Source organism: Citrobacter sp. Cb031 (assembly GCF_030336725.1).
GTDB classification, from domain to species: Bacteria; Pseudomonadota; Gammaproteobacteria; order Enterobacterales; family Enterobacteriaceae; genus Citrobacter; species Citrobacter braakii.
Map to the genome: position 1 here is coordinate 202,429 of NZ_JAOWDA010000035.1, position 26,289 is coordinate 228,717.

Sequence of the window (26,289 nt, forward strand, 5' to 3'; positions counted from 1 at the left end):
TACGGTTATGGCGGAAATTGGAATTTTTGTCGGCACGATGTACGGAAACGCGTTGCTGGTTGCCGAAGAGGCCGAAGCTATTTTGACGGCGCAGGGTCATAAAGCCACGGTGTTCGAAGATCCCGAGCTCAGCGACTGGCAGGCATATCAGGAAAAATATGTGCTGGTGGTGACCTCAACGACCGGACAGGGCGATCTGCCGGATAGCATCGTGCCGCTGTTTCAGGGGATCAAAGATAATCTCGGTTTCCAGCCAAATCTGCATTACGGGGTAATTGCGCTGGGTGACAGTAGCTATGTTAATTTCTGCAATGGCGGCAAGCAGTTCGATGCACTGTTGCAGGAACAAAGCGCCCAACGTGTAGGGGAAATGCTGCTGATTGACGCCAGCGAGCATCCTGAACCGGAAAGCGAATCCAATCCCTGGGTAGAAAACTGGGGAACCTTGCTTAAATAACCTTTCGCCCGGCAGCACTTTGCTTGCACGGGCCTGTTACTCTCTTTTGGATCGTAGGCCGGGTAAGGCATTGCTACCCGGCAACAAATCACCCACCAAACGCCAATTTCGTGAAGCATCTTCCATTCCCTTAGGCTTATGCCATAAACAACCTCATTCACCTCCCGCAATGTTGTGTTTTTGCACGGTGAGGGTAAGAGGCACTCCTTCATATACTTTTCCCGTCAGTTCCCGAAAAGGCAGCGAGTCAGAATAAAACGGCCCTGAGCTGTACCAAAACTGCCACACACTAACCTCTCATTCTGATCACCCTACAGGTGCTGTACAGAATGAACTGGCGAAAGCCAAGATTCAGGAGTGCAACAATGAGTTCATTAAGTCAGGCGGCGAGCAGCGCGGAAAAACGCACTAACGCTCGCTACTGGATAGTGGTGATGCTGTTTATCGTCACATCCTTCAACTACGGCGATCGCGCCACCTTATCCATCGCCGGCTCGGAGATGGCCAAAGATATTGGTCTGGATGCGGTAGGGATGGGGTATGTATTCTCCGCTTTTTCATGGGCCTATGTTATCGGTCAGATCCCCGGCGGCTGGCTGCTCGACCGCTTCGGTTCAAAACGTGTTTACTTCTGGTCCATTTTTATCTGGTCCATGTTTACCCTGCTGCAGGGCTTCGTCGATATCTTCAGCGGCTTCGGCATTATCGTTGCGCTGTTTACCCTGCGCTTCCTCGTGGGGTTAGCCGAAGCGCCATCCTTCCCCGGCAACAGTCGTATTGTGGCGGCGTGGTTCCCGGCGCAGGAAAGGGGCACGGCGGTCGCTATTTTTAACTCGGCGCAGTACTTTGCCACCGTGATCTTCGCGCCAATCATGGGCTGGTTGACCCACGAAGTGGGCTGGTCGCATGTGTTCTTCTTTATGGGCGGTCTCGGGATTGTTATCAGCTTTATCTGGCTGAAGGTGATTCATGAACCGAACCAGCATCCGGGCGTAAACCAAAAAGAGCTGGACTACATTGCCGAAGGCGGAGCGCTGATCAATATGGATCAGGCGGCAGCCAAAGCCAAAGTGCCGTTCAGCGTGAAGTGGGGGCAGATCAAGCAACTGCTGGGCTCACGGATGATGATCGGTATTTATATCGGCCAATACTGCATAAACGCGCTGACCTATTTCTTTATCACCTGGTTCCCGGTTTATCTGGTACAGGCACGCGGTATGTCGATTTTGAAAGCTGGTTTTGTTGCCTCGGTCCCGGCCATTTGCGGATTTGCAGGCGGCGTGCTCGGCGGCATTATTTCCGACTGGCTGATGCGCCGTACCGGTTCGCTGAATATCGCCCGTAAAACGCCAATCGTACTGGGTATGCTGTTGTCGATGGTGATGGTGTTCTGTAACTACGTCAACGTGGAGTGGATGATCATCGGCTTTATGGCTCTGGCCTTCTTCGGCAAAGGTATCGGTGCGTTGGGATGGGCGGTGATGGCCGATACTGCGCCAAAAGAGATCAGCGGTTTGAGCGGCGGTCTGTTCAATATGTTTGGCAACATCTCCGGTATCGTTACGCCAATTGCTATCGGCTACATCGTAGGTACCACTGGCTCGTTTAACGGTGCGTTGATTTACGTCGGGGTGCATGCGCTGATAGCTGTAGTGAGCTATCTGGTGCTGGTGGGTGATATTAAACGTATCGAACTGAAACCTGTCGCAGGGCAATGATGATGACAACACAATCGAGTCCCATTATTACCGATATGAAGGTCATTCCGGTGGCCGGTCATGACAGCATGCTGCTCAATATTGGCGGGGCGCATAACGCATACTTTACCCGCAATATCGTCGTGCTCACCGATAACGCCGGAAATACCGGCGTCGGTGAAGCGCCGGGCGGCGAAGTGATTTATCAGACGCTGGTGGACGCGATTCCACAAGTGTTGGGCCAGGAAGTCGCGCGCCTGAATAAGGTGGTTCAGCAGGTGCATAAAGGCAACCAGGCCGCTGATTTTGACACCTTTGGCAAAGGTGCCTGGACCTTTGAACTGCGGGTTAATGCGGTGGCCGCGCTGGAAGCCGCACTGCTCGACCTGCTGGGCAAGGCGCTGAACGTGCCGGTCTGCGAACTGTTAGGGCCAGGCAAGCAGCGCGATGCGGTCACCGTGCTCGGCTATCTGTTCTACGTGGGAGATCGCAGCAAAACCGATCTGCCGTATCTAGACAGCACGCCGGGTAACCATGAGTGGTATCACCTGCGTCACCAGCAGGCGATGAACAGTGAGGCGGTGGTACGTCTGGCTCAGGCTTCGCAGGATCGCTACGGCTTTAAAGATTTCAAACTCAAAGGCGGTGTGCTGCCTGGCGAGCAGGAAATCGACACCGCTCGCGCGTTGAAACAATGCTTCCCGGATGCGCGTATTACGGTCGATCCTAACGGTGCCTGGCTACTGGATGAAGCTATCTCCTTGTGTAAAGGGCTGAACGATGTTCTGACCTACGCCGAAGATCCGTGCGGCGCAGAACAGGGTTTTTCTGGCCGCGAAGTGATGGCCGAGTTCCGCCGTGCAACCGGTCTGCCGGTAGCAACGAATATGATAGCCACCAACTGGCGTGAGATGGGCCATGCGGTGATGCTCAACTCGGTAGATATTCCACTGGCCGATCCGCACTTCTGGACCCTTTCCGGTGCGGTACGCGTGGCACAGTTATGTGATGACTGGGGACTGACCTGGGGCTGCCACTCTAACAATCATTTTGATATTTCCCTGGCGATGTTCACCCACGTCGGTGCCGCTGCGCCGGGCAACCCAACGGCGATCGACACCCACTGGATCTGGCAGGAGGGCGATTGCCGCCTGACCAAAAATCCGCTGGAGATTACACACGGAAAAATTGCGGTACCCGACGCGCCCGGCCTGGGCGTGGAACTGGACTGGGATCAGGTACAGAAAGCGCATGAAGCCTATAAGGCGCTGCCCGGCGGCGCGCGTAATGACGCAGGCCCGATGCAGTATCTGATCCCTGGATGGACTTTTGACCGTAAACGTCCCGTTTTCGGCCGCCACTAATTTTGAATAAGGACTTAATTATGAGCGCACAATTTACTACCCCAGTCGTAACCGCGATGCAGGTGATCCCGGTTGCGGGCCATGACAGCATGCTGATGAATCTGAGCGGCGCACATGCCCCGTTCTTCACGCGTAATATTGTGATTATCAAAGATAACTCCGGTCATACCGGCGTGGGTGAGATTCCCGGCGGCGAAAAAATTCGTCAGACCCTGGAAGATGCCATTCCGCTGGTGGTGGGCAAAACGTTAGGTGAATACAAAAACGTACTGAATGCGGTCCGCAATACCTTTGCCGATCGTGATGCTGGTGGCCGTGGTTTGCAGACCTTCGATTTACGTACCACTATTCATGTGGTTACCGGGATCGAAGCGGCCATGTTGGATCTGCTGGGTCAGCATCTGGGCGTTAACGTCGCATCTCTGCTGGGCGACGGTCAGCAGCGTAGCGAAGTTGAAATGCTGGGTTACCTGTTCTTCGTCGGTAACCGTAACGCGACGCCGCTGCCGTATCAGAGCCAGCCGGATGAGAAATGCGACTGGTATCGCCTGCGTCATGAAGAGGCGATGACCCCGGATGCAGTGGTGCGCCTGGCGGAAGCCGCATATGAGAAATATGGTTTCAACGATTTCAAACTGAAAGGCGGGGTGTTGGCCGGGGAAGAAGAAGCGGAATCTATTGTGGCGCTGGCGAAACGCTTTCCACAGGCACGTGTCACGCTCGATCCCAATGGCGCGTGGTCGCTGAATGAAGCGATTAAAATTGGTAAGTACCTGAAAGGATCGCTGGCTTATGCGGAAGATCCGTGCGGTGCCGAGCAGGGGTTCTCAGGCCGTGAAGTCATGGCGGAATTCCGTCGTGCTACCGGTCTGCCGACCGCCACTAATATGATCGCCACCGACTGGCGTCAGATGGGACATACGCTGTCGTTGCAGTCCGTGGATATCCCGCTGGCGGATCCGCACTTCTGGACTATGCAGGGTTCTGTCCGCGTTGCGCAGATGTGTCATGAGTTTGGGCTGACCTGGGGCTCGCACTCTAACAACCACTTTGATATTTCACTGGCGATGTTTACTCATGTTGCGGCGGCGGCGCCGGGCAAAATTACCGCTATCGATACCCACTGGATCTGGCAGGAAGGCAATCAACGCCTGACCAAAGAGCCGTTTGAAATCAAAGGCGGCATGGTGCAGGTACCGGCGAAGCCGGGTCTGGGCGTGGAGCTGGATATGGATCAGGTTATGAAAGCTCATGAGCTGTATCAGCAACATGGACTGGGAGCGCGCGATGATGCCATGGGAATGCAGTATCTGATCCCGAACTGGACGTTTGATAATAAGCGTCCGTGCATGGTACGCTAAGCGAGCTGGGACCGCTCCCACAAAGGGGCGGTTTTTCTCCTGGTGTATGCTTAACACAGTCAACATGCGTAAGGATGCTTTATGAAAATAGTAATCGCACCGGATTCCTATAAGGAAAGTTTGAGTGCGCTTGAAGTGGCAACGGCTATTGAGCTGGGATTTCGTGAGATCTGGCCTGAGGCGAATTACGTGAAGATCCCGGTCGCGGATGGCGGTGAGGGAACGGTCGAAGCGATGGTTGCCGCAACGCAAGGCCACCTTGTGCATGTTGATGTTACCGGCCCTCTGGGTAAAACGATTCAGGCATTTTATGGTTTATCCGGGGATGAGCGTTCGGCGTTTATCGAAATGGCGGCCGCCAGCGGACTGGAGCAGGTTCCCGCAGGTTTACGCGATCCGCTGAAAACGACCTCCTGGGGAACCGGGGAGCTAATCCGTCATGCGCTGGACGCGGGCGTTGAACATATCATTATCGGCATTGGCGGCAGCGCCACCAATGATGGCGGTGCCGGGATGGTGCAAGCGCTGGGAGCAAAATTACTGGATGCGCAAAATAACGATATTGCTCATGGCGGGACTGGCCTTGAATCACTCGCCCGGATTGATATTTCTCAGCTAGACCCGCGTCTTGCCGCGTGCCGTATTGAAGTGGCCTGCGATGTGACTAATCCGTTGACCGGTGAAGAGGGGGCCTCTGCGGTCTTCGGTCCGCAAAAGGGGGCGACGCCGGAGATGATTCTTCGTCTTGATCGGGCGCTCACGCATTATGCGCAACTCATTGCCCGCGATCTGGACGTCAACGTGCTGGAACTGGCGGGTGGTGGCGCGGCTGGTGGTATGGGGGCGGCACTGTATGCGTTTTGCGGTGCGCAGTTACGCTGCGGTATTGAGGTCGTGACGGATGCGTTACACCTCGACGACTGCGTTGCGGATGCGGATTTAGTGGTCACGGGCGAAGGACGTATCGACAGCCAGACCATTCACGGTAAGGTTCCGGTTGGCGTGGCGAAGGTGGCAAAGCGTTACAACAAACCGGTTATCGGCATTGCTGGCAGCCTGACGGCTGATGTCGGTGTTGTACATGAACATGGGCTGGATGCGGTTTTTAGCGTTATCTATACCGTTTGCACACTGGATGAGGCGCTGAAGAACGCGAGTGAGAACGTGCGAATGACGGCGCGAAACGTGGCCGCGACCCTGAAAGCGGGTCAGCAATTACGTTGAATGATGTGGCATGATTGCCGGATAAGACGCGTGAGCGTCGTCATCCGGCAATCAGATCTTTACCCTAACAACTTCTTCGCTTCGCGCGCAACGTTATCCATTTCATCCAGAAGCTCTAAAAACTCAGGCTCCAGGTCTTCTTCTTTGCTCCCGCTACGTAATTGCTGCTCAATCAGCTGACACAGGTTTTTCATGCGGGGAACGCCGCTATAACCGCAACTGCCATGCAGTTTATGGATCATATCCACCAGTCCTTCAGGGTTTTCACCTACCAGCTGTTCTTCAATTTTGTTACGCACTTCGGGCAGAAAATCGAGCAGCATTTGCAGCATATCCCGCGCCAGATCGTTTTTACCGGCGGCTTGCCTTAACGCCAGTTGCCAGTCGAGTGTGGTATTCGGATTGACGACCGGTTCAACAGCGAGCGCCCTCAGCGATGAGCTCGCGCCGGGTTTGTAGCGTAACAGCAGATTATGCAGCTTATCTTCTTCGATAGGCTTCGCCAGGTAATCGTTCATACCGGCGCTGAGCAGCTTCTCTTTTTGCCCGGCCATGGCATGCGCGGTGACCGCAATGACCGGCGTCTGTTGTTGATGAGGAAGCTGGTGGATCAGTTCGCAGGCGCGAATACCGTCCATGTCTGGCATCTGAATATCCATCAGGATGAGATCAAACTGCATCTGTTTGGCGCGATCCACTGCCTGATGTCCGCTGTCGCAGAGCACGACGTGCTGCACTTTATCTTCCAGCAGTGCGCCAATCAGCTTGAGGTTCGCCGGGTTGTCGTCCACCGCCATGACGGTCATCGCAATTTTGCTCTCGTCTAACAGTAGCGGAGCCGCGCTGTGGTTCAGTTGACAATACTCTGTCAACGCTGGCAGTAAGCGGGTTGAGGTTAGAGGTTTCAACAGGCACGCCGCCGCGCCGCCCTGCTTTAATTTCTCGGCGTTAATCTGCGCATGGCAAGGCAGAGCCAGTAACAAAAAGTCGGTCATCGCCGCTGCGCTTGCCAGCCGCTCATGCTGCATGGTGAGCGGTTCGCGTAAAGTGACCGGTATGCCAAGCAGCAGAATATCGTAGTGATCCTTCGGCAGCCCGGAGAATGAAGGGCTGTAAATCACCTCCAGCGGCGTTTCACTCAAGATATCTAACGTGCATTGCGCGGCTGTTGCGTTAGGTTCAACGTAGGCCAGCCGCTTTCCGGCCAGACAGTGCGTGGTTGAGCGATCCACGAGAACGTTAGGGTTGAGATCGAGGCTGATATGGAACCAGAACGTGGAGCCCCGGTTCGGCTGGCTGTGGAAGGAGATATCCCCGCCCATTTCATTGACCAGCTTTTGCGTAATGACCAGGCCCAGTCCGGTCCCGCCGTGGCGGCGGGAAATACTGGCATCGGCCTGGCGGAAGGCCTGGAACAGGCGTGACTGATCGCGCTCAGGGATGCCAATTCCGGTATCGCGGATTTGCACTTCAATTTGCACTTTCGTGTTACTGAGGGCGCGTTTCTCGACCAGAATGTCGATATTACCGCCTTCGGTAAATTTGATGGCATTGCCAACCAGATTAGTGATTACCTGCTGTAAGCGCAGCGGGTCCCCGATGACGTTGTCCGGCACGTCATTCTTAATATTTAGCGTCAGCTCAAGCCCTTTATCATGGGATGAGTGCGCTAACAGCGTGACGACGTCATCCAGCGTGCTACGCAGCGGGAATGGGATGCTTTCCAGAATCAGTTTGCCCGCCTCAAGTTTGGAGAAGTCGAGCACATCATTGATGATGGCCAACAGATTGTTGGCCGAGCGTTCAATCGTATTCAGGTGATCGCGCTGCGTCGTGTTGAGCTCGGTTTTAAGCGTCAGGCGGGTGAAGCCAATCACGCCATTCAGCGGCGTACGCAGCTCATGCGACATGTTAGCCAGAAACTCAGACTTAATACGCGCCGCTTCCTGGGCGCGTTTCTTCGCCAGATCCAGTTCGACGTTCTGGATTTCCATCTGCTCCAACGTTTCGCGCAGGTCAGAGGTGGCCTGGTCGATGTTGTGCTGCATCTCTTCATGGTAGGCCGCAAGTGACATCGCCATCGAATTGATGCCATTTTTGAGCATATCCAGCTCGCCCAACATGAAACCTTCGACGCGGCTGTCGAGTTGGCCTCTACGTATTCGGTCAACGGTATTCACCATATTGCGAATCGGGCCAGTCACGTCGCGCATCAGACGCCAGCCAAAAATTAACGCAATACCGATACAAAACAGCATCATTACGCTGGAGATAAAGATCTCTTTATACTGCTGCAATCTTACTGACTTGAGGTCCAGCTCAAGCGCCACATACCCCAGCATATTTTCCGTATTTTTGGCGTCGCTGACGGCAGATTCATCCGGCGAATAGCTTTCCGATATAATTGGCGTTCGCAGGATCATGATATCCCCGAGCCGGGTGACGCTCAGCTTTCGGGGAAATGGTGAACCGGTTGCCAGCTGCATTTCAGACGGATCGAGATGAAAATTGGATGTGACAAACAGCCGGTTATTCTCGTCATAGACAGAAATTGCCCGCACGATATCGGAATGGCGACGATGCAGCACGCTGATAAGTTGGCCGATGGATTCTCTGTTTTGCAGATTCATGCCATATTCGCTGGAGACCGCGAGTGGCTCAATGATGCTGGCGCCAGCATCTTCCAGTTGACGCTGCAAGTCGTTATAGCGATGCACAACAAAAAAGATACTGAGCAGCAAACCAATCAGGACGGTCGGGGCCAGGATCAGAATCATCATGCGTGCGCGCAGGCTGTAGTTGGTCATGGAGTTCCGTTATGGGACAATTAGGGTCACACTGTTAAATAGAGAAATATCTCGTCGATGGCGCAATTCTACTCTGCAAAACGACGCGTGACGACGCGTCAGATCATAACCGTTACCGTCAATGACCTTGATCCTTTCGGCCAGGGCGTTGCTCGCCATAACGGAAAGGCGTTGTTTATACCGGAATTGCTACCTCAGGAAAGCGCCGAGGTGGTGATTACCGAAGATAAAAAACAGTTCGCCCGCGCGCAAGTAAAACGACGTTTAAACGACAGTCCGCAGCGTGAAGTGCCACGTTGCCCGCATTTTGGCGTGTGCGGCGGCTGCCAGCAGCAGCATGCCAGCATCTCGTTGCAGCAGCGTAGCAAAAGCGCGGCGTTGTCGCGTTTAATGAAATGTGAAGTGTCGGATGTTATAGCTGATACCCCGTGGGGCTATCGTCGTCGCGCCAGGTTGAGCCTGAACTATCGGCCAAAAGAACAAAAATTGCAGATGGGGTTTCGCAAATCCGCATCCAGCGACATTATCGATGTTAAACAATGCCCTATTTTGGTGCCCCAGCTTGAAGCGCTCTTGCCCCACATCCGGGCGTGTCTGGAAAGTCTGCAAGGGTTACGCCATCTTGGTCATGTCGAGCTGGTGCAGGCGGGGAGCGGAACCCTGATGATTTTGCGCCACACGGCGCCATTAAGTGCTCAGGATAAAGAAAAACTGGAATGCTTTTCGCATTCTCAGGGGCTGTCTTTGTTTCTGGCCCCGCAAAGCGAGATACTGGAATCAATATCAGAAGAGTCGCCCTGGTATGACTCAAATGGACTACGGTTAACCTTCAGCCCGCGTGATTTTATTCAGGTCAATGAAGGGGTAAACCAACAAATGGTGGCCCGTGCGCTCGAATGGCTTGATGTGCAACCTGAAGATCGCGTACTCGATCTGTTCTGTGGAATGGGTAATTTTACCCTGCCGTTGGCAACCCGGGCTGCAAACGTGGTGGGGGTGGAAGGGGTACCGGCGCTGGTGGAAAAAGGCCGGGAAAACGCGCTGAATAACGGATTACACAATGTGACATTCTTTCATGAAAACCTTGAGGAAGATGTTACCCGGCAGCCGTGGGCGAAAAACGGATTCGACAAAGTATTGCTCGATCCTGCGCGTGCAGGGGCTGCAGGTGTGATGCAACATATTATAAAATTAGAACCTATACGCGTTGTTTATGTATCCTGTAACCCGGCAACGCTGGCTCGTGACAGCGACGCTTTGCTCAACGCGGGATATGTCATACGGCGACTGGCGATGCTCGATATGTTCCCGCACACTGGACACCTGGAATCAATGGTCCTGTTTGAGCGTATGTAATAAATTTTGTACCCATTGGATTTCGGGTGGTAATGCAGCGTGAAAGACAATGGGTATGGCTTGTCGACTTCGACAGGCCAGGCCCCTTAAGGAGAGGACAATGGTTGCGGTAAGAAGTGCACATATAAATAAAGCTGGTGAGTTTGATCCAAAGAAATGGATCGCGAGTCTGGGGATCTCCAGCCAGCAGTCGTGTGAACGCTTAGCCGAAACCTGGGCGTACTGCCAGCAGCAGACACAGGGGCATCCGGATGCGGATCTGCTGTTATGGCGTGGCGTGGAGATGGTTGAAATACTCTCCATGTTGAGCATGGATATCGACACGCTGCGCGCAGCAATGCTGTTCCCTCTGGCAGATGCCAACGTGGTCAGTGAAGACATCCTGCGTGAGAGCGTGGGCAAATCCATTGTTCATCTTATCCACGGCGTGCGGGATATGGCGGCAATACGCCAGCTTAAGGCCACTCATACCGATTCAGTCTCATCCGAACAGGTCGATAACGTTCGCCGCATGCTGCTGGCTATGGTGGATGATTTCCGCTGTGTGGTCATCAAGCTGGCGGAGCGGATTGCACATCTGCGTGAAGTGAAGGACGCACCGGAAGATGAACGCGTTCTGGCGGCAAAAGAGTGCACCAATATCTATGCGCCGCTGGCCAACCGTTTGGGTATCGGGCAATTAAAATGGGAACTGGAAGATTACTGCTTCCGTTACCTGCACCCGGCTGAATACAAACGTATTGCCAAGCTGCTGCACGAACGTCGCATCGATCGCGAGCATTACATTGATGAGTTCGTCGGTCATTTGCGCTCAGAGATGAAAACGGAAGGCGTCAAAGCCGAAGTGTACGGACGTCCGAAGCACATCTACAGCATCTGGCGCAAAATGCAGAAAAAGCAGCTGGCCTTCGATGAACTTTTCGACGTGCGCGCGGTGCGTATCGTGGCGGAGCGTTTACAGGACTGCTATGCCGCGCTCGGGATAGTGCATACTCACTATCGCCATCTGCCGGATGAATTCGATGACTATGTTGCTAACCCGAAACCCAACGGCTATCAGTCAATTCATACGGTTGTGCTGGGACCGGGCGGCAAAACCATTGAAATTCAGATCCGAACGAAACAGATGCACGAAGATGCCGAACTGGGCGTTGCGGCACACTGGAAGTACAAAGAGGGCACTGCTTCCGGCGTGGCGCGTTCTGGTCATGAAGATCGTATTGCATGGCTGCGTAAGCTGATCGCCTGGCAGGAAGAGATGGCGGACTCTGGCGAAATGCTGGATGAAGTCCGTAGCCAGGTCTTTGATGACCGAGTGTACGTCTTTACGCCAAAAGGCGACGTTGTGGACTTACCTGCGGGCTCCACACCGCTCGATTTTGCTTATCATATTCACAGTGATGTGGGGCATCGTTGCATTGGCGCGAAAATTGGCGGGCGCATCGTACCGTTTACCTACCAGCTGCAGATGGGCGATCAAATTGAAATTATCACCCAGAAACAGCCAAACCCAAGCCGCGACTGGTTGAACCCTAACCTCGGCTATGTCACCACCAGTCGGGGGCGTTCGAAGATCCACGCCTGGTTCCGTAAACAGGACCGCGACAAAAACATCCTTGCTGGCCGCCAGATCCTCGACGATGAGCTGGCGCATTTAGGCATTAGCCTGAAAGAAGCGGAAAAGCACCTGCTGCCGCGCTACAGCTTCAATGAGCTGGATGAGCTGCTGGCGGCGATTGGTGGGGGGGACATTCGCCTCAACCAGATGGTGAACTTCCTGCAGGCGCAGTTTAATAAGCCAAGCGCAGCCGAACAGGATGCCGCCGCGCTGAAACAGCTTCAGCAGAAAACGCAGGCGCCGCAGAGTCGCCGTAAAGACGACGGTCGCGTGGTGGTGGAAGGGGTGGGTAACCTGATGCACCACATTGCGCGCTGCTGCCAGCCGATTCCAGGCGATGAAATTGTCGGGTTTATCACTCAGGGCCGCGGTATTTCCGTGCACCGGGCGGATTGCGAACAGTTGACCGAGCTGCGCTCCCATGCGCCGGAACGTATTGTTGATGCGGTTTGGGGCGAAAGCTACTCGGCAGGATATTCGCTGGTGGTTCGCGTCCAGGCTAACGATCGCAGCGGCTTATTACGTGATATCACCACGATTCTTGCCAACGAGAAGGTGAACGTGCTGGGGGTTGCCAGCCGGAGTGATACCAAACAGCAGCTGGCTACCATCGATATGACCATCGAAATCTATAACCTGCAGGTGCTCGGGCGCGTGCTTGGCAAGCTGAACCAGGTGCCGGATGTGATCGACGCACGTCGTCTGCACGGTAATTAATTATTTTATAGGCCAGATAAGTTTGCATGCCTGGTGAGGCGCGTTAGCGTTGCCATCAGGCATTGCCATGTTGCCGGATATCGGCTGTCGTCTTATCTGGCCTCGCGTATTGAAATTTCAGGATATTCCAATGAATCAAATCGACCGACTGCTCGGTATTATGCAGCGCCTGCGCGACCCGGAAAACGGTTGTCCCTGGGACAAAGAGCAGACATTCGCCACTATTGCCCCTTACACCCTCGAAGAAACCTATGAAGTGCTGGACGCAATTGCGCGGGAAGACTTCGACGACCTGCGTGGAGAGCTGGGTGACTTGCTGTTCCAGGTGGTGTTTTACGCCCAGATGGCTCAGGAAGAAGGACGTTTCGATTTCAATGATATTTGCGCCGCCATCAGCGATAAGCTTGAGCGTCGCCACCCACATGTTTTTGCTGATGTTTCTGCCAGTAACAGCACTGAGGTGTTGACCCGCTGGGAGCAAATCAAAAGCGAAGAACGCGCCCAGAAGGCGCAGCATTCCGCACTCGACGATATTCCCCGTAGTTTACCGGCGTTAATGCGCGCCCAAAAAATCCAGAAACGCTGCTCTAATGTTGGCTTCGACTGGAAAACATTAGGACCGGTTGTCGACAAGGTTTACGAAGAGATCGATGAAGTCATGTTTGAGGCGAAGCAGGCTGTTGTCGACCAGGCTAAACTGGAGGAGGAAATGGGCGACCTGCTGTTTGCGACGGTCAATATGGCTCGGCATTTAGGCACTAAAGCTGAGATCGCATTGCAAAAAGCGAACGAGAAATTTGAGCGCCGTTTTCGTGAGGTTGAGCGAATTGTAGCGGCCCGGGGTCTGGAAATGACTGGTGTTGATCTGGAAACTATGGAAGAAGTCTGGCAACAGGTAAAACGGCAGGAAATTGATCTCTAAGGGATTTCGTCGGTCAAGGGCGATTTGTGTGATTTTTTAAATAACAAGCGCTTGATTTACGTCAAAAACATTTACCCCAAAGGGGCTATTTTCTCACTCCCGATGTTTATGTGAGCCTGGTGAAGAGGAGGAATAATGAAAGTTTGTGGCGCTCGTCATGTTCGGGTATACTACTTTCCCGTCTTGGTAATTCCATCGTTTCACCCTAACTTCTCAGGTCCAGCATGACAACGAACTATATTTTTGTGACCGGCGGGGTCGTATCCTCTCTGGGTAAAGGCATTGCCGCAGCCTCCCTGGCAGCCATTCTTGAGGCTCGTGGCCTCAACGTGACCATGATGAAACTGGATCCGTATATCAACGTCGATCCAGGTACTATGAGTCCAATCCAACACGGGGAAGTGTTCGTTACTGAAGACGGCGCTGAAACCGACCTGGACCTGGGTCACTATGAGCGTTTCATTCGTACCAAAATGACTCGCCGCAATAACTTCACTACCGGTCGAATTTACTCCGATGTCCTGCGCAAAGAGCGCCGTGGCGACTATCTGGGTGCAACCGTACAGGTTATCCCGCACATCACCAACGCGATTAAAGAGCGTGTCCTTGCCGGTGGCGAAGGTCATGACGTCGTTCTGGTTGAAATCGGCGGTACGGTCGGTGATATCGAATCCCTGCCATTCCTGGAAGCGATTCGCCAATTAGCGGTGGATATCGGTCGTGAACACGCGCTGTTTATGCACCTGACTCTGGTTCCTTACCTGGCCGCTGCCGGTGAAGTCAAAACTAAACCGACTCAGCACTCGGTAAAAGAGTTGCTGTCTATCGGTATCCAGCCTGACATTCTGATCTGTCGTTCCGATCGCGCGGTTCCGGCCAACGAACGTGCAAAAATTGCATTGTTCTGTAACGTGCCAGAAAAAGCCGTTATTTCAATGAAAGATGTCGATTCCATCTATAAAATTCCAGGCCTGTTGAAATCCCAGGGCCTTGACGATTATATTTGTAAACGATTCAGCTTGAACTGTCCGGAAGCTAATCTGTCAGAATGGGAACAGGTTATCTACGAAGAAGCGAATCCGGCAGGCGAAGTGACTATCGGTATGGTCGGCAAGTATATTGAACTGCCGGATGCCTATAAGTCAGTTATCGAAGCATTGAAGCACGGTGGTCTGAAGAATCGTGTCACCGTCAACATTAAGCTGATCGATTCGCAAGATGTCGAAACGCGCGGCGTTGAGATCCTGAAAGGTCTTGATGCAATCCTGATCCCTGGCGGCTTCGGCTACCGTGGTGTTGAAGGTAAGATCGCGACAGCGCGCTTTGCGCGTGAAAACAATGTTCCTTATCTGGGTATTTGCCTGGGTATGCAGGTTGCGTTGATTGAGTTTGCACGTAACGTAGTGGGTATGGATAACGCCAACTCCACGGAATTTGTGCCAGACTGTAAGTACCCGGTGGTGGCCCTGATTACCGAATGGCGCGATGAAGACGGCAACGTTGAAGTCCGTACCGAGAAGAGCGATCTGGGCGGCACAATGCGCCTTGGCGCCCAGCAGTGTCAGTTGAGCGACGATAGCCTGGTTCGTCAGCTGTACGGCGCGCCGACAATTGTTGAACGCCATCGCCACCGTTACGAAGTCAACAATATGCTGTTGAAACAGATTGAAGCTGCGGGTCTGCGTATTGCAGGCCGTTCCGGTGATGATCAGTTGGTCGAGATCATTGAGGTACCGAATCATCCGTGGTTCGTGGCCTGTCAGTTCCACCCGGAATTTACTTCCACGCCACGTGATGGGCACCCGCTGTTTGCCGGCTTTGTGAAAGCCGCCAGTGAACATCAGAAGCGTCAGGCGAAGTAAGAAGTAAAAAAGTTAGAACGGCAATGCACCCATCCGGGTGCATTGTTTGTCTGGAGTTTTAGTTTAACTTGTACTGAGGAAAATCTAATGTCCAAAATCGTTAAAATCATCGGTCGTGAAATCATCGACTCCCGTGGTAACCCGACTGTTGAAGCCGAAGTACACCTGGAAGGTGGTTTCGTTGGTATGGCAGCAGCTCCGTCAGGTGCTTCTACTGGTTCCCGCGAAGCACTGGAACTGCGCGACGGCGACAAATCCCGTTTCATGGGTAAAGGCGTACTGAAAGCTGTTGCAGCTGTTAACGGCCCAATTGCTCAGGCTCTGCTGGGTAAAGATGCTAAAGATCAGGCTGGCATCGACAAGATCATGATCGATCTGGACGGTACTGAAAACAAATCCAACTTCGGTGCAAACGCCATCCTGGCTGTGTCCCTGGCGAACGCCAAAGCAGCAGCTGCTGCTAAAGGCCTGCCGCTGTATGCACACATCGCTGAACTGAACGGTACTCCGGGCAAATACTCCATGCCGGTTCCGATGATGAACATCATCAACGGTGGTGAGCACGCTGACAACAACGTTGACATCCAGGAGTTCATGATTCAGCCGGTTGGCGCTAAAACCCTGAAAGAAGCCGTACGTATGGGTTCTGAAGTGTTCCATAACCTGGCTAAAGTTCTGAAAGCTAAAGGTATGAACACTGCAGTGGGTGACGAAGGCGGCTACGCGCCGAACCTGGGTTCCAACGCTGAAGCTCTGGCTGTAATCGCTGAAGCGGTTAAAGCAGCTGGCTACGAGCTGGGCAAAGACATCACCCTGGCGATGGACTGTGCAGCTTCTGAATTCTACAAAGACGGTAAATACGTTCTGGCTGGCGAAGGCAACAAAGCATTCACCTCCGAAGAATTCACTCACTTCCTGGAAGAGCTGACCAAACAGTACCCGATCGTGTCCATCGAAGATGGTCTGGACGAGTCTGACTGGGACGGTTTCGCATACCAGACTAAAGTTCTGGGCGACAAAATCCAGCTGGTTGGTGACGATCTGTTCGTAACCAACACCAAGATCCTGAAAGAAGGCATCGAAAAAGGCATCGTTAACTCCATCCTGATCAAATTCAACCAGATCGGTTCTCTGACCGAAACTCTGGCTGCGATCAAAATGGCGAAAGACGCTGGCTACACCGCTGTCATCTCTCACCGTTCTGGCGAAACTGAAGACGCTACCATCGCTGACCTGGCTGTTGGTACCGCTGCAGGCCAGATCAAAACCGGTTCTATGAGCCGTTCTGACCGCGTTGCTAAGTACAACCAGCTGATTCGTATCGAAGAAGCTCTGGGTGAACAAGCGCCGTACAACGGTCGTAAAGAGATCAAAGGTCAGGCGTAATCCTGTTCTTTAACTCTTAACGTAAAAACCCGCTGCGGCGGGTTTTTTTATGCCTCTAAAGCAGTAGCGGTAAGGTCGCACTGGCGGTTTTCTGGCTCACATCACTGTACTTTTCATCCAGCGCAATCAGTGACGTGGTGAGCAGTTCTACCAACAGCATCACTCCCACCTTGGCGTTTAGCGCACCAGCACTCAACGGACCTTCTGGTTTGGCTGCGACCAGTTGAATATCACTCAGCGAAGCCAACGGACTGCGCGGCGTATTACTTAACGCCAGTACGCGCGCGCCTTGCTTACGCGCCAGTTTAACGACATGCAGCAGATCGCGCGTGGAGCCTGAGCTGGAAATCGCCACCACGAGCGTGTCTTTGCTTAGCGTTGTGGCGTTCATGGCTGCGCGATGCATATCGCTGAACATTTGTGCGGGTTTGCCCAAGCGCAGGAGTTTGTAATGTAAATACTCCCCCAGAATGGCGCTGGCCGCTACGCCATAAATCTGTACCGACTGCGCCTGATGCAGCGCAAGAGCGGCTGCTTCAAGTAATGCTCTGTCGAGTAATTTTGCTGTGTCCTGCAGTGCTTGCACGGATTCATTGACCACATTGTCAATTTCATCCCCGCTGTGCTCTACCGGCTGTTCTTGCTGGAGATCGAGTGCCAGCGCCATTTTGAACTCGTTATAGCCCTTACACCCCAGCGTACGGCACAGCCGTGTGACGCTAGCTTCGCTGGTGTCGCTTTCACGCGCCAGTTCGGTAATCGTCAGGTAGACAACTTTTGCCGGATCGCTAAGCACAAACTCTCCCAGCTTCTGTTGTGTTCGGCTATATCCGTCAACGCTCTGGCGCAATCTCAGCAGCAGGTTTTCATTTTCTGACATGCAAAATCCTTAATGCGTTTCTCTGCTGATAGTGTGGCGGAAAGCAGGGGAGAGATGCCAGTCATTTTAAAAAAGTATGATCGGCTTCCTGGTTTTTGATGATAATTTTCATTTATAAAAATAATTATGGTAAAAATTTTCATCACTAGTCGGGGAGATGAAAAAATGATGCAAATGTTTAGCGGCGCCTCATCGGGTGCATGGTTTGAAAAAGCGCAGCGCTTCGGCAAATCCTTCATGCTGCCGATTGCGGTATTGCCCGCCGCGGGACTGTTGTTAGGGATTGGCGGCGCACTGTCGAATCCAAACACATTGACGGCTTATCCGTTTTTGGATGTCGACTGGTTGCAGGCAATCTTCACAATCATGACCAGCGCCGGTTCTATTGTGTTTGCCAATCTTTCGGTGTTGTTCGCAGTGGGTGTCGCTGTAGGACTGGCGAAAACGGATAAAGGTACCGCCGGGCTGGCGGCATTGCTGGCATTTTTGGTGATGAATGCCACTATCAATGCCTTATTGACCCTCAACGGGACACTGGCGCACGAGAACCCGGGTGCCGTTGGCCAGGGGATGACGCTGGGTATTCAGACGCTGGAAACGGGCGTGTTTGGTGGGGTGGTTATTGGTCTTGTCACCTGCGCGCTGCATAGCCGTTTCAATAAAGTCTCACTACCTCAGTTCCTTGGTTTCTTCAGCGGTTCGCGCTTTGTACCGATTATTAGCTCCCTTGCCGCGATTGTTGTGGGGGCTGTCATGACAGTGGTTTGGCCGCATTTCCAGAAACTCATTTTTGGGCTGGGTGGTCTGGTGGATGCGACGGGTTATCTGGGGACACTGTTGTACGGCTTCATCCTGCGTATGCTTGGCCCACTGGGTTTACACCATATCTTTTATTTGCCGTTCTGGACGACGGCGCTTGGCGGTAGCGAAATCGTCAACGGCCAGTTGGTTGAAGGTACGCAGCGGATTTTCTTTGCCCAACTTGCCGATCCGAATACGCAGCAGTTCTATGCGGGCACCTCGCGCTTTATGTCCGGGCGATTCATTACCATGATGTTTGGCCTGCTTGGCGCATGCCTGGCGATGTACCACACTGCCAAGCCGGAGAACAGAAAGCTTGTCGCCGGCCTGCTGTTGTCGGCAGCCCTGACCTCTTTCCTGACGGGGATCACTGAGCCTATCGAGTTCTCCTTCCTCTTTGTGGCTCCCGTGTTATATGTCATTCACGCCTTCTTCGATGGCCTGGCGTTTATGATGGCTCATATTTTACATATCACTATTGGGCAAACTTTTTCGGGTGGGCTTATCGATTTCCTCCTCTTCGGCGTCTTACAAGGGGAAGCTAAAACCAACTGGATGTACGTTCCCATGGTGGGGATACCGTGGTTCTTCCTTTACTACTTTACCTTCCGCTATTTGATTAACCGCTTTGGCTGGCTGACACCTGGGCGTGAAAACGTAACCCCAATTGAATCCGGTCTGCCTCAAAGTGAACGCGCAGCGGCAGTCATCTCTGGGCTGGGAGGCAAAGAGAATCTGGAAGAGGTGGACTGTTGCGCCACACGCTTACGCGTGACGGTGAAAGAGAGCAGCAAGGTAGATGAAGCGGCGCTGAAAGCGACCGGAGCACGTGGCGTTATTATTCGCGGTAAAGGTGTTCAGGTGATTTATGGCCCGCATGTCACCATCATTAAAAACGAAGTCGAAGAGATCTTATCGTAATGAAAACTGTACTGGATTGCCTGAAAGGTAAATTAATCGTCTCCTGTCAGGCGCTGGAAAATGAGCCTCTGCACAGTCCATTTATTATGTCGCGTATGGCGTTGGCGGCAGCACAGGGCGGTGCGGTAGGTATCCGTGCGAACAGCGTGGTGGATATTCGCGCTATCAAAGAGATCGTCTCACTGCCGGTGATTGGGATTATCAAGCGCGATTATCCGGGTAGTGATGTGTTTATCACGGCCACCTTGCAGGAAGTGGATGAGTTGATGACCGTTGAGCCGGAAATTATTGCTCTGGACGCGACAGCGCGCCCGCGCCCTGGTGGGCAAACGCTGGAAGAACTGGTCGCACAGGTCCACGCTCGCTACCCGTCCGTACTGCTGATGGCGGATATCGCCACTGTAGACGAGGCGGTGACCGCCGAGCGTCTGGGGTTTGACTGCGTGGGCACTACGCTCTACGGCTATACCGCTGACACTGTCGGGCATGTGCTGGCGGAAAACGACTGCAGTTTTTTACGTGAGGTGTTGGCTGCGGTCAGCATACCGGTCGTGGCGGAAGGAAACGTCGATACCCCGGAACGTGCTGCACGTTGCCTGGCATTAGGTGCCCATACCGTGGTGGTTGGAGGGGCTATCACGCGTCCGCAGCAGATTACGGCACGCTTTGCCGCGGCGATCGCCGCGTAAAGCATCGATGGGGCATGATACTTTGGCGGGGATCTGCGATAATTATCGTTTATCCCCATATTGAGAGCGCTATGCAGTACCCGATTAACGAGATGTTCCAGACCCTGCAAGGTGAGGGTTACTTTACCGGCGTCCCCGCCATTTTTATTCGTTTACAGGGATGCCCGGTTGGCTGTGCCTGGTGCGATACCAAACACACCTGGGATAAGCTTGAGGATCGGGAAGTTTCCCTGTACAGCATCCTGGCTAAGACCAAAGAGAGCGATAAATGGGGCGCGGCGAGCAGCGAGGATCTGCTGGCGGTCATTGTGCGTCAGGGCTATACCGCCCGTCACGTGGTGATAACCGGTGGCGAGCCCTGCATTCATGACCTGATGCCGCTGACAGACCTGCTGGAAAAGAACGGCTTTAGCTGCCAGATTGAAACCAGCGGTACCCACGAAGTGCGCTGTACGCCGAATACCTGGGTGACCGTATCGCCGAAGGTGAATATGCGCGGCGGTTATGATGTGCTGTCGCAGGCGCTGGAGCGTGCGAATGAAATCAAACATCCGGTTGGTCGCGTTCGCGATATTGAAGCGCTGGATGAACTGCTGGCTACGTTGAGCGACGACAAACCGCGTATCATCGCCTTACAGCCAATCAGCCAGAAAGAAGATGCCACGCGTTTGTGTATTGATACCTGTATTGCGCGGAACTGGCGTCTGTCGATGCAGACCCATAAATATCTGAATATTGCCTGATGATAATGGGGTTATCGGCCTGCATTGAGTGCTACATGCAGGCCGGACAACCTTATGCGTTAGACCAGCTCTGAATCGAATTGACGTTATTCAGGCCGCCATGCAGTACTTCATACGACTTTTTCAGGATCACATCGGTGTGCTGGGTTAAATCGCGGAAAATCCCTTTGTTCAGCGCGTCATAGCGTCTGGCATTGCTTTCTATTGGTGTGAATACATCTTTCACCCGTACCATTTTTTCAATTGCGGTCTCATAGTTCGGATAGAGACCAAGCCCTACCGCCGTGTTAATGGCCGCGCCCAGGCTGGCGCAACCGTTAATGGCATTCCGTCTTGCGGGAAGATTGAACACGTCGGCAAAGATTTGCATGAATAGATCGCTGTTTGAACCGCCGCCCGTAATGATCACTTGTTTAGCGAAGTGATTCATTTCGTTACACATATTGTCGTAATTGTTTTTCAGCGTCAGCGCAACGCTCTCCAGAATAGAGCGGTAAATCCAGGCGTAGTCCATGCTGGAGTCAAAGCCAATCATGATCCCACGTTTGAACGGTTCCCACGGGTTGGTCAGCCAGTCCAGGACGGTCATCAGGCCATTGCAACCGGGTGGTACGCTGGCCGCTTTCTTGTTCAGCAAATCTTCCGGCGACAGATCCTGCGCTTTCGCATCCTGGATTAGTGATTCCCCCAACATGTCCCGCAGCCAACTGACCGTCCACATCCCTTTGCGAATGCCATAGCCTTCGTAGAGCAGCGTTTGCGGAATCGAAGACATAATTGGCCAATAAGCGACGGGATCTTTGGGCAGGGCTTTGCCGTTCATCATCAGGGCGATATAGGTGCCTAATGAGATAACCGCGGTTTCGTCGTCCAGCAATCCTGCGCCCAGGGCCTCTACCGGTTTGTCGCTGGTGGTGCAAACCACCGGTAATCCTGCCGGGAAGCTGGTCGCCTTCGCGGCAGCGTCGGTCAAGTGCCCGAGCACGGTTCCCGGCATCTGCACCTCGAACAGCATCCTGCGCGGGATATTGAATTTCTTCACCACCTCCGGGTCGTCGCTCCATGTCCAGGTTTTGTAATCCACCGGCCACTGACCAAAGTAGTTGGCGATATTGTCTTTAAATTCACCGGTTAAGCGATGTGACAAATAACCTGAAAATGAGGTGACGTAAGCCACATCAGGATTGGCGTGCTCATAGGGGCGGGTGACGCGCGCGTCCTGCCAGTTGATCAATGGCGCAGCGGGTGTGCCGTCTGCTTTGAGCAATGCGCGACAGCAGCGAATGGAGCCCAGACCAATCCCGACAATATCTTTTGGATCTCCCGCGAACTGGCTCATTAAGTCTTTGCCAGCAAAACACAATGAAGCCCATAAATCGTCGTCCGGATGCTCTGCCGTATCGGCGTCGGGAGTAAACATTGGTTGCAGGAGACCTTTTCCTTCACACACCACGTTACCTTCCAGATCGTACATCACAACCTTGGTACTTTGACTTCCGCCATCAATTCCAATGATGTATTTCTTTGACATTGTCATTCTCCTTTAATTTTCCATCTTCACTCGCCGGAGGTTTCTGCGGCCAGTGAGGTTATCTTTTCCGGTGCGGCGTTGTTGGTGCGAATTTTGCGAAACAATAAGAACGTGAAGAGGATGACCATGCACAGCGCCGCCAGTCCCATCAGCCACATATTGCGATAGGCTTGTGCCGCCGGGAGCGTATCCTGCCAGTGGCCGACAATCGGATAGACGAACACGTCGGGCAGAAAACCGATCACCGAGCAGATCCCTACGGTGGTTCCCATGATGTAAGAAGGGGTTCTGGCCTCGCCGGGACAGGCCCAGTAAAGCCCGCGCGAGGCGTAGCAGGTGAAGCCCAGCAGCAGAATCAGGCCGATCCCCATAACTACGGACTGCGGATTTGAGTTCGTCACCAGCAGGGCAATCAGCGCAGCGGCGCCGACAATTGAAAGCAGTTGCACCACGCGCGTTGGCGACTTAATTTTGCTGTAGGTGGTGATGATGCCGCCCAGTGGCCCACAGATAGCCCGGAAGATCTTGTTGATGACGATCCCCATGTAGCTCGCCGCGACCAGCGACATGCCGTACATTTCAGTCAGATAGTTGGTGGAGTAGCTGAGAATGGCGTAGATCGTAAAGACGCCAAAAATAACCATGCTGCAATACCAGGTGGTGCTGATACGCAACACGGCGATGATATCTTTGAGCTGAAACGGCTGCTTATCCTCTTTCGCACCGTGGCTGCGGCTGTTGCCATCGTTCACGAAGAACCAGCACAAAATTCCCAACAGGATGTAAACCACGCTATAAATCAGGATCACGGCCTTCAGGCTGTTGCTGTCGTCCGGTGCGAAGCGAGAAAAGACCCACATGGTAAATACCGCCAGCGACATGACGCCGACGCCGCGCAGGCCTTCCATCCAGCCCATGATTTTCCCTTGTTCACTGTGATCCCCCAGCAGCGAGGCGGCTTTAATTGATACCGACCACAGCATCAGGATTGTCGTGATGGCAAATGCGACCTGAATACAGAGCATGACCCACAGCGGTGGATAGGTCATCATCAGCAGACCGAGCAAGCCGGTAATTATCATGGCTGAGGTGATCATTTTGCGATGGGAGAATTTATCGGCAATAACGCCGCTGGGCGCATACAGAATAATAGCGGCAACGCCAAAGGTACTCATTATTAATCCAATTTCGGTATTGCTAAACCCCATGAATTTTGCCATGGGAATTTGATAGATATAACGTAAATAGGCTAAATCAAAACTAACGCCACCACTGAAACTAATAATGGCGAGTGTTATCCAACGGCGATATGAGGATTGTTGCATATCGGGCTCTCATTTTATGCAGACAAAAAAAAGAGAAAAGTAAACCGCCCTTTCAGGTGGATTACTTTTCTCAGGTCTCTAGTAATTGCGCTTAGAAATAACATGGAAGTGTGGGTTATAGTGTGAGAATAATCACGCTTCTTGTTTTTAGTCATCAATACAAAATGAACAAAACATCTGTGATTTTGATCACGTTAGATAATTTCTCGTTATGCTAAAAATTCATTCCAGTTACCAGAGATAATGAGAAAGGTGACTTCCCTCTAGCGGGGGAAGTTGCCTTTCTTTTTTTTTGCCTAAAGGAATTTGGAGCCAGCTATGTCAATCGAATCTCTCAATGCATTCTCAATGAATTTTTTCTCCCTGAAAGGGAAAACGGCGATCGTAACGGGTGGCAACAGCGGTCTGGGTCAGGCTTTTGCGATGGCGCTGGCGAAAGCCGGGGCGAATCTGTTTATCCCAAGTTTTGTAAAAGATAACGGTGAAACGAAAGAAATCATTGAGAAACTGGGTGTTGAAGTTGAATTCATGCAGGTGGATATCACCGAGAAAGGTGCCCCGCAGAAGATTATTGCCGCCTGCTGCGAGCGTTTTGGCACCGTTGATATTCTGGTGAACAATGCCGGAATTTGTAAGCTGAATAAGGTACTGGACTTTGGTCGTGCGGACTGGGATCCGATGATTGACGTCAACCTGACGGCGGCGTTTGAACTGAGCTACGAAGCGGCAAAAATTATGATTCCGCAAAACAGCGGTAAAATTATAAATATCTGTTCTTTGTTCTCTTATCTTGGCGGACAGTGGTCTCCGGCTTATTCAGCGACAAAACATGCGCTTGCCGGTTTTACCAAGGCGTATTGCGATGAATTGGGGCAATATAATATTCAGGTTAACGGTATCGCACCGGGATATTATGCAACGGATATTACGCTGGCTACGCGCAGCAATCCGGAAACGAATCAGCGCGTATTGGATCATATCCCGGCTAATCGTTGGGGCGATACCCAGGATTTAATGGGGGCTGCGATATTCCTTGCCAGTCAGGCTTCTAATTATGTTAACGGTCATTTACTGGTCGTCGATGGCGGTTATTTAGTTCGCTAATATCTACCTATAGTTTCTGTATTATTAATTGTTCTGTTAATTATCAGGAAGGAATAGCTATGCCTTTATCTCGCGAAGCGATTGTTGACCAGTTAAAAGAAATTGTTGGGTCCGAACGCGTAATTACCGATGAAACGGTATTAAAGAAAAACAGTATTGACCGCTTTCGTAAATATGCCGACATTCACGGTATTTATACACTACCCATTCCGGCGGCAGTGGTAAAACTCGGTTCGACAGAGCAGGTTTCCCGCGTTCTGGCGTTTATGAATCACCATAAAATCAATGGAGTTCCGCGTACCGGCGCATCCGCGACGGAAGGGGGGCTGGAAACGGTGGTTAAAGACTCCGTGGTGCTGGACGGGGCAGGGATGAACCAGATCCTGAGCATTGATATCGAAAATATGCAGGCGACCGCTCAATGCGGCGTGCCGCTTGAGATTCTGGAAAATGCATTGCGCGAAAAAGGATATACCACCGGGCATTCGCCGCAGTCTAAGCCGCTGGCGCAGATGGGCGGCCTGGTTGCAACCCGCAGCATCGGGCAGTTCTCCACTCTTTACGGTGCCATTGAAGATATGGTCGTGGGGCTGGAGGCGGTGCTGCCGGACGGCACGGTAACCCGCATCAAGAACGTGCCACGCCGGGCTGCCGGGCCGGACATTCGCCACATCATTATAGGGAACGAAGGCGCACTGTGCTATATCACTGAAGTAACAGTGAAAATCTTCAAGTTCACGCCGGAAAATAACCTTTTTTACGGCTACATTCTGGACGATATGAAAATCGGTTTCGATATCCTGCGTGAAGTGATGGTGGAAGGCTACCGTCCTTCGATTGCACGCCTGTATGACGCCGAGGATGGCACCCAGCACTTCACTCATTTTGCTGACGGGAAATGCGTGCTGATCTTCATGGCTGAGGGCAATCCGCGAATGGCGCAAGCCACTGGCGAGGGCATTGCGGAGATCGTCGCGCGTTATCCACAGTGTAAGCGTGTGGACAGCAAGCTGATTGAGAGCTGGTTTAACCATCTGAACTGGGGCCCGGAAAAAGTGGCTGCTGAACGCGTACAGATCCTGAAAACCGGCAATATGGGCTTTACGACGGAAGTTTCCGGCAGTTGGAGCTGCATCCATCAAATTTACGAAAACGTGATCCATCGTATCCGCACTGAATTCCCACACGCGGATGATATCACCATGCTGGGCGGTCACTCTTCCCATAGTTATATCAACGGTACCAACATGTACTTTGTGTATGACTACAACGTGGTGGACTGCAAGCCGGAAGAGGAGATTGATAAGTACCACAACCCGCTTAACAAGATTATTTGCGAAGAGACGATCCGTCTTGGCGGCTCAATGGTGCATCACCACGGCATCGGCAAGCATCGTGTTCACTGGAGCAAGCTGGAACATGGCAGCGCGTGGCCGCTGCTGGAAGGTCTGAAACGTCAGTTTGATCCAAACGGCATTATGAACACGGGAACGATCTACCCGATTGAGAAATAAACATCAGCTG

At 52.7% G+C, this 26,289-nt stretch carries 19 protein-coding genes; 15 read left to right on the forward strand and 4 right to left on the reverse strand.

The window, feature by feature from the left end; all coding sequences use genetic code 11:
* Positions 1–7 precede the first annotated feature (7 nt).
* The 5 genes from OGV93_RS22715 to OGV93_RS22735 all read left to right on the forward strand — a co-directional run bounded on the left by OGV93_RS22715 (position 8) and on the right by OGV93_RS22735 (position 6,103).
* Positions 8–457, forward strand: a complete 450-nt coding sequence (locus OGV93_RS22715; protein ID WP_016154242.1) for a flavodoxin — start codon at positions 8–10, stop codon at positions 455–457.
* Positions 458–822: 365 nt separating this feature from the next.
* Complete coding sequence (gene gudP / locus OGV93_RS22720; RefSeq protein WP_016154241.1) at positions 823–2,175, forward strand: galactarate/glucarate/glycerate transporter GudP; 1,353 nt, start codon at positions 823–825, stop codon at positions 2,173–2,175.
* Between the two features lie 2 nt (positions 2,176–2,177).
* Positions 2,178–3,518 carry an enolase C-terminal domain-like protein gene (locus OGV93_RS22725; protein WP_181627440.1) on the forward strand — a complete coding sequence of 447 codons (1,341 nt, stop codon included), beginning with the start codon at positions 2,178–2,180 and terminating at the stop codon, positions 3,516–3,518.
* A 20-nt stretch (positions 3,519–3,538) separates the two neighbouring features.
* A complete protein-coding gene (gudD, locus tag OGV93_RS22730; protein ID WP_016154239.1) occupies positions 3,539–4,879 on the forward strand; it encodes a glucarate dehydratase in 1,341 nt (446 codons plus the stop codon).
* A gap of 81 nt (positions 4,880–4,960) precedes the next feature.
* Entirely contained in the window at positions 4,961–6,103 is a 1,143-nt protein-coding gene (locus OGV93_RS22735) for a glycerate kinase (protein ID WP_016154238.1), read from the forward strand.
* A 59-nt stretch (positions 6,104–6,162) separates the two neighbouring features.
* On the opposite strand, the gene barA is transcribed toward OGV93_RS22735, so the two are convergent.
* Positions 6,163–8,910 carry a two-component sensor histidine kinase BarA gene (barA, locus tag OGV93_RS22740; RefSeq protein WP_046276146.1) on the reverse strand — a complete coding sequence of 916 codons (2,748 nt, stop codon included), beginning with the start codon at positions 8,908–8,910 and terminating at the stop codon, positions 6,163–6,165.
* 57 nt (positions 8,911–8,967) lie between these two features.
* Here barA and rlmD point away from each other — a divergent pair, with 57 nt between their 5' ends.
* From rlmD to eno, 5 genes are all read left to right on the forward strand, one after another.
* Complete coding sequence (gene rlmD, locus OGV93_RS22745; RefSeq protein WP_284201461.1) at positions 8,968–10,266, forward strand: 23S rRNA (uracil(1939)-C(5))-methyltransferase RlmD; 1,299 nt, start codon at positions 8,968–8,970, stop codon at positions 10,264–10,266.
* Between the two features lie 100 nt (positions 10,267–10,366).
* The gene (gene relA, locus OGV93_RS22750; protein WP_016154235.1) at positions 10,367–12,601 is read left to right on the forward strand and encodes a GTP diphosphokinase; all 2,235 of its coding nucleotides are present in this window, start codon (positions 10,367–10,369) and stop codon (positions 12,599–12,601) included.
* A 130-nt stretch (positions 12,602–12,731) separates the two neighbouring features.
* Positions 12,732–13,523, forward strand: a complete 792-nt coding sequence (mazG, locus tag OGV93_RS22755; protein ID WP_049040397.1) for a nucleoside triphosphate pyrophosphohydrolase — start codon at positions 12,732–12,734, stop codon at positions 13,521–13,523.
* Positions 13,524–13,747: 224 nt separating this feature from the next.
* Positions 13,748–15,385 (forward strand): glutamine hydrolyzing CTP synthase, encoded by a 1,638-nt coding sequence (gene pyrG, locus OGV93_RS22760; RefSeq protein WP_016154233.1) that lies wholly within the window; start codon positions 13,748–13,750, stop codon positions 15,383–15,385.
* Positions 15,386–15,472: 87 nt separating this feature from the next.
* The gene (gene eno / locus OGV93_RS22765; protein WP_003034129.1) at positions 15,473–16,771 is read left to right on the forward strand and encodes a phosphopyruvate hydratase; all 1,299 of its coding nucleotides are present in this window, start codon (positions 15,473–15,475) and stop codon (positions 16,769–16,771) included.
* Between the two features lie 55 nt (positions 16,772–16,826).
* Here eno and OGV93_RS22770 read toward each other — a convergent pair whose 3' ends face one another.
* Entirely contained in the window at positions 16,827–17,651 is an 825-nt protein-coding gene (locus tag OGV93_RS22770) for a MurR/RpiR family transcriptional regulator (RefSeq protein ID WP_049040365.1), read from the reverse strand.
* Between the two features lie 165 nt (positions 17,652–17,816).
* Between OGV93_RS22770 and OGV93_RS22775 the strand changes: the two genes are divergently transcribed.
* The 3 genes from OGV93_RS22775 (at position 17,817) to queE (ending at position 20,805) form a co-directional block, all read left to right on the forward strand.
* Positions 17,817–19,373, forward strand: coding sequence for a maltose/glucose-specific PTS transporter subunit IIC (locus OGV93_RS22775; protein WP_016157348.1), 1,557 nt, complete (start codon positions 17,817–17,819; stop codon positions 19,371–19,373).
* A complete protein-coding gene (locus OGV93_RS22780; protein WP_101700177.1) occupies positions 19,373–20,062 on the forward strand; it encodes an N-acetylmannosamine-6-phosphate 2-epimerase in 690 nt (229 codons plus the stop codon). The genes OGV93_RS22775 and OGV93_RS22780 overlap by 1 nt, the downstream gene beginning before the upstream one ends.
* Before the next feature lie 71 nt (positions 20,063–20,133).
* On the forward strand, positions 20,134–20,805 hold the full coding sequence (queE, locus tag OGV93_RS22785; RefSeq protein ID WP_016154229.1) for a 7-carboxy-7-deazaguanine synthase QueE: 672 nt from the start codon (positions 20,134–20,136) through the stop codon (positions 20,803–20,805).
* 52 nt (positions 20,806–20,857) lie between these two features.
* Here queE and OGV93_RS22790 read toward each other — a convergent pair whose 3' ends face one another.
* Positions 20,858–22,336: an FGGY-family carbohydrate kinase gene (locus OGV93_RS22790; RefSeq protein ID WP_287110199.1), complete on the reverse strand. Its 1,479-nt coding sequence runs from the start codon at positions 22,334–22,336 to the stop codon at positions 20,858–20,860.
* A gap of 26 nt (positions 22,337–22,362) precedes the next feature.
* The gene (locus tag OGV93_RS22795) at positions 22,363–23,661 is read right to left on the reverse strand and encodes an MFS transporter (RefSeq protein WP_047414311.1); all 1,299 of its coding nucleotides are present in this window, start codon (positions 23,659–23,661) and stop codon (positions 22,363–22,365) included.
* A gap of 318 nt (positions 23,662–23,979) precedes the next feature.
* On the opposite strand from OGV93_RS22795, the gene OGV93_RS22800 reads away from it, so the two are divergent.
* A complete protein-coding gene (locus OGV93_RS22800; protein ID WP_287110201.1) occupies positions 23,980–24,765 on the forward strand; it encodes an SDR family oxidoreductase in 786 nt (261 codons plus the stop codon).
* Positions 24,766–24,824: 59 nt separating this feature from the next.
* Positions 24,825–26,279: an FAD-binding oxidoreductase gene (locus OGV93_RS22805; RefSeq protein ID WP_155553878.1), complete on the forward strand. Its 1,455-nt coding sequence runs from the start codon at positions 24,825–24,827 to the stop codon at positions 26,277–26,279.
* Positions 26,280–26,289 lie beyond the last annotated feature (10 nt).

Excerpts from the sequence above, each read along its gene's own strand:
- OGV93_RS22715 (WP_016154242.1), top strand. The coding sequence starts at position 8 with ATGGCGGAAATTGGAATTTTTGTCGGCACGATGTACGGAAACGCGTTG.
- gudP (WP_016154241.1), top strand. The coding sequence starts at position 823 with ATGAGTTCATTAAGTCAGGCGGCGAGCAGCGCGGAAAAACGCACTAAC.
- OGV93_RS22725 (WP_181627440.1), top strand. The coding sequence starts at position 2,178 with ATGACAACACAATCGAGTCCCATTATTACCGATATGAAGGTCATTCCG.
- gudD (WP_016154239.1), top strand. The coding sequence starts at position 3,539 with ATGAGCGCACAATTTACTACCCCAGTCGTAACCGCGATGCAGGTGATC.
- OGV93_RS22735 (WP_016154238.1), top strand. The coding sequence starts at position 4,961 with ATGAAAATAGTAATCGCACCGGATTCCTATAAGGAAAGTTTGAGTGCG.
- barA (WP_046276146.1), bottom strand. The coding sequence starts at position 8,910 with ATGACCAACTACAGCCTGCGCGCACGCATGATGATTCTGATCCTGGCC.
- rlmD (WP_284201461.1), top strand. The coding sequence starts at position 8,968 with ATGGCGCAATTCTACTCTGCAAAACGACGCGTGACGACGCGTCAGATC.
- relA (WP_016154235.1), top strand. The coding sequence starts at position 10,367 with ATGGTTGCGGTAAGAAGTGCACATATAAATAAAGCTGGTGAGTTTGAT.
- mazG (WP_049040397.1), top strand. The coding sequence starts at position 12,732 with ATGAATCAAATCGACCGACTGCTCGGTATTATGCAGCGCCTGCGCGAC.
- pyrG (WP_016154233.1), top strand. The coding sequence starts at position 13,748 with ATGACAACGAACTATATTTTTGTGACCGGCGGGGTCGTATCCTCTCTG.
- eno (WP_003034129.1), top strand. The coding sequence starts at position 15,473 with ATGTCCAAAATCGTTAAAATCATCGGTCGTGAAATCATCGACTCCCGT.
- OGV93_RS22770 (WP_049040365.1), bottom strand. The coding sequence starts at position 17,651 with ATGTCAGAAAATGAAAACCTGCTGCTGAGATTGCGCCAGAGCGTTGAC.
- OGV93_RS22775 (WP_016157348.1), top strand. The coding sequence starts at position 17,817 with ATGATGCAAATGTTTAGCGGCGCCTCATCGGGTGCATGGTTTGAAAAA.
- OGV93_RS22780 (WP_101700177.1), top strand. The coding sequence starts at position 19,373 with ATGAAAACTGTACTGGATTGCCTGAAAGGTAAATTAATCGTCTCCTGT.
- queE (WP_016154229.1), top strand. The coding sequence starts at position 20,134 with ATGCAGTACCCGATTAACGAGATGTTCCAGACCCTGCAAGGTGAGGGT.
- OGV93_RS22790 (WP_287110199.1), bottom strand. The coding sequence starts at position 22,336 with ATGTCAAAGAAATACATCATTGGAATTGATGGCGGAAGTCAAAGTACC.
- OGV93_RS22795 (WP_047414311.1), bottom strand. The coding sequence starts at position 23,661 with ATGCAACAATCCTCATATCGCCGTTGGATAACACTCGCCATTATTAGT.
- OGV93_RS22800 (WP_287110201.1), top strand. The coding sequence starts at position 23,980 with ATGTCAATCGAATCTCTCAATGCATTCTCAATGAATTTTTTCTCCCTG.
- OGV93_RS22805 (WP_155553878.1), top strand. The coding sequence starts at position 24,825 with ATGCCTTTATCTCGCGAAGCGATTGTTGACCAGTTAAAAGAAATTGTT.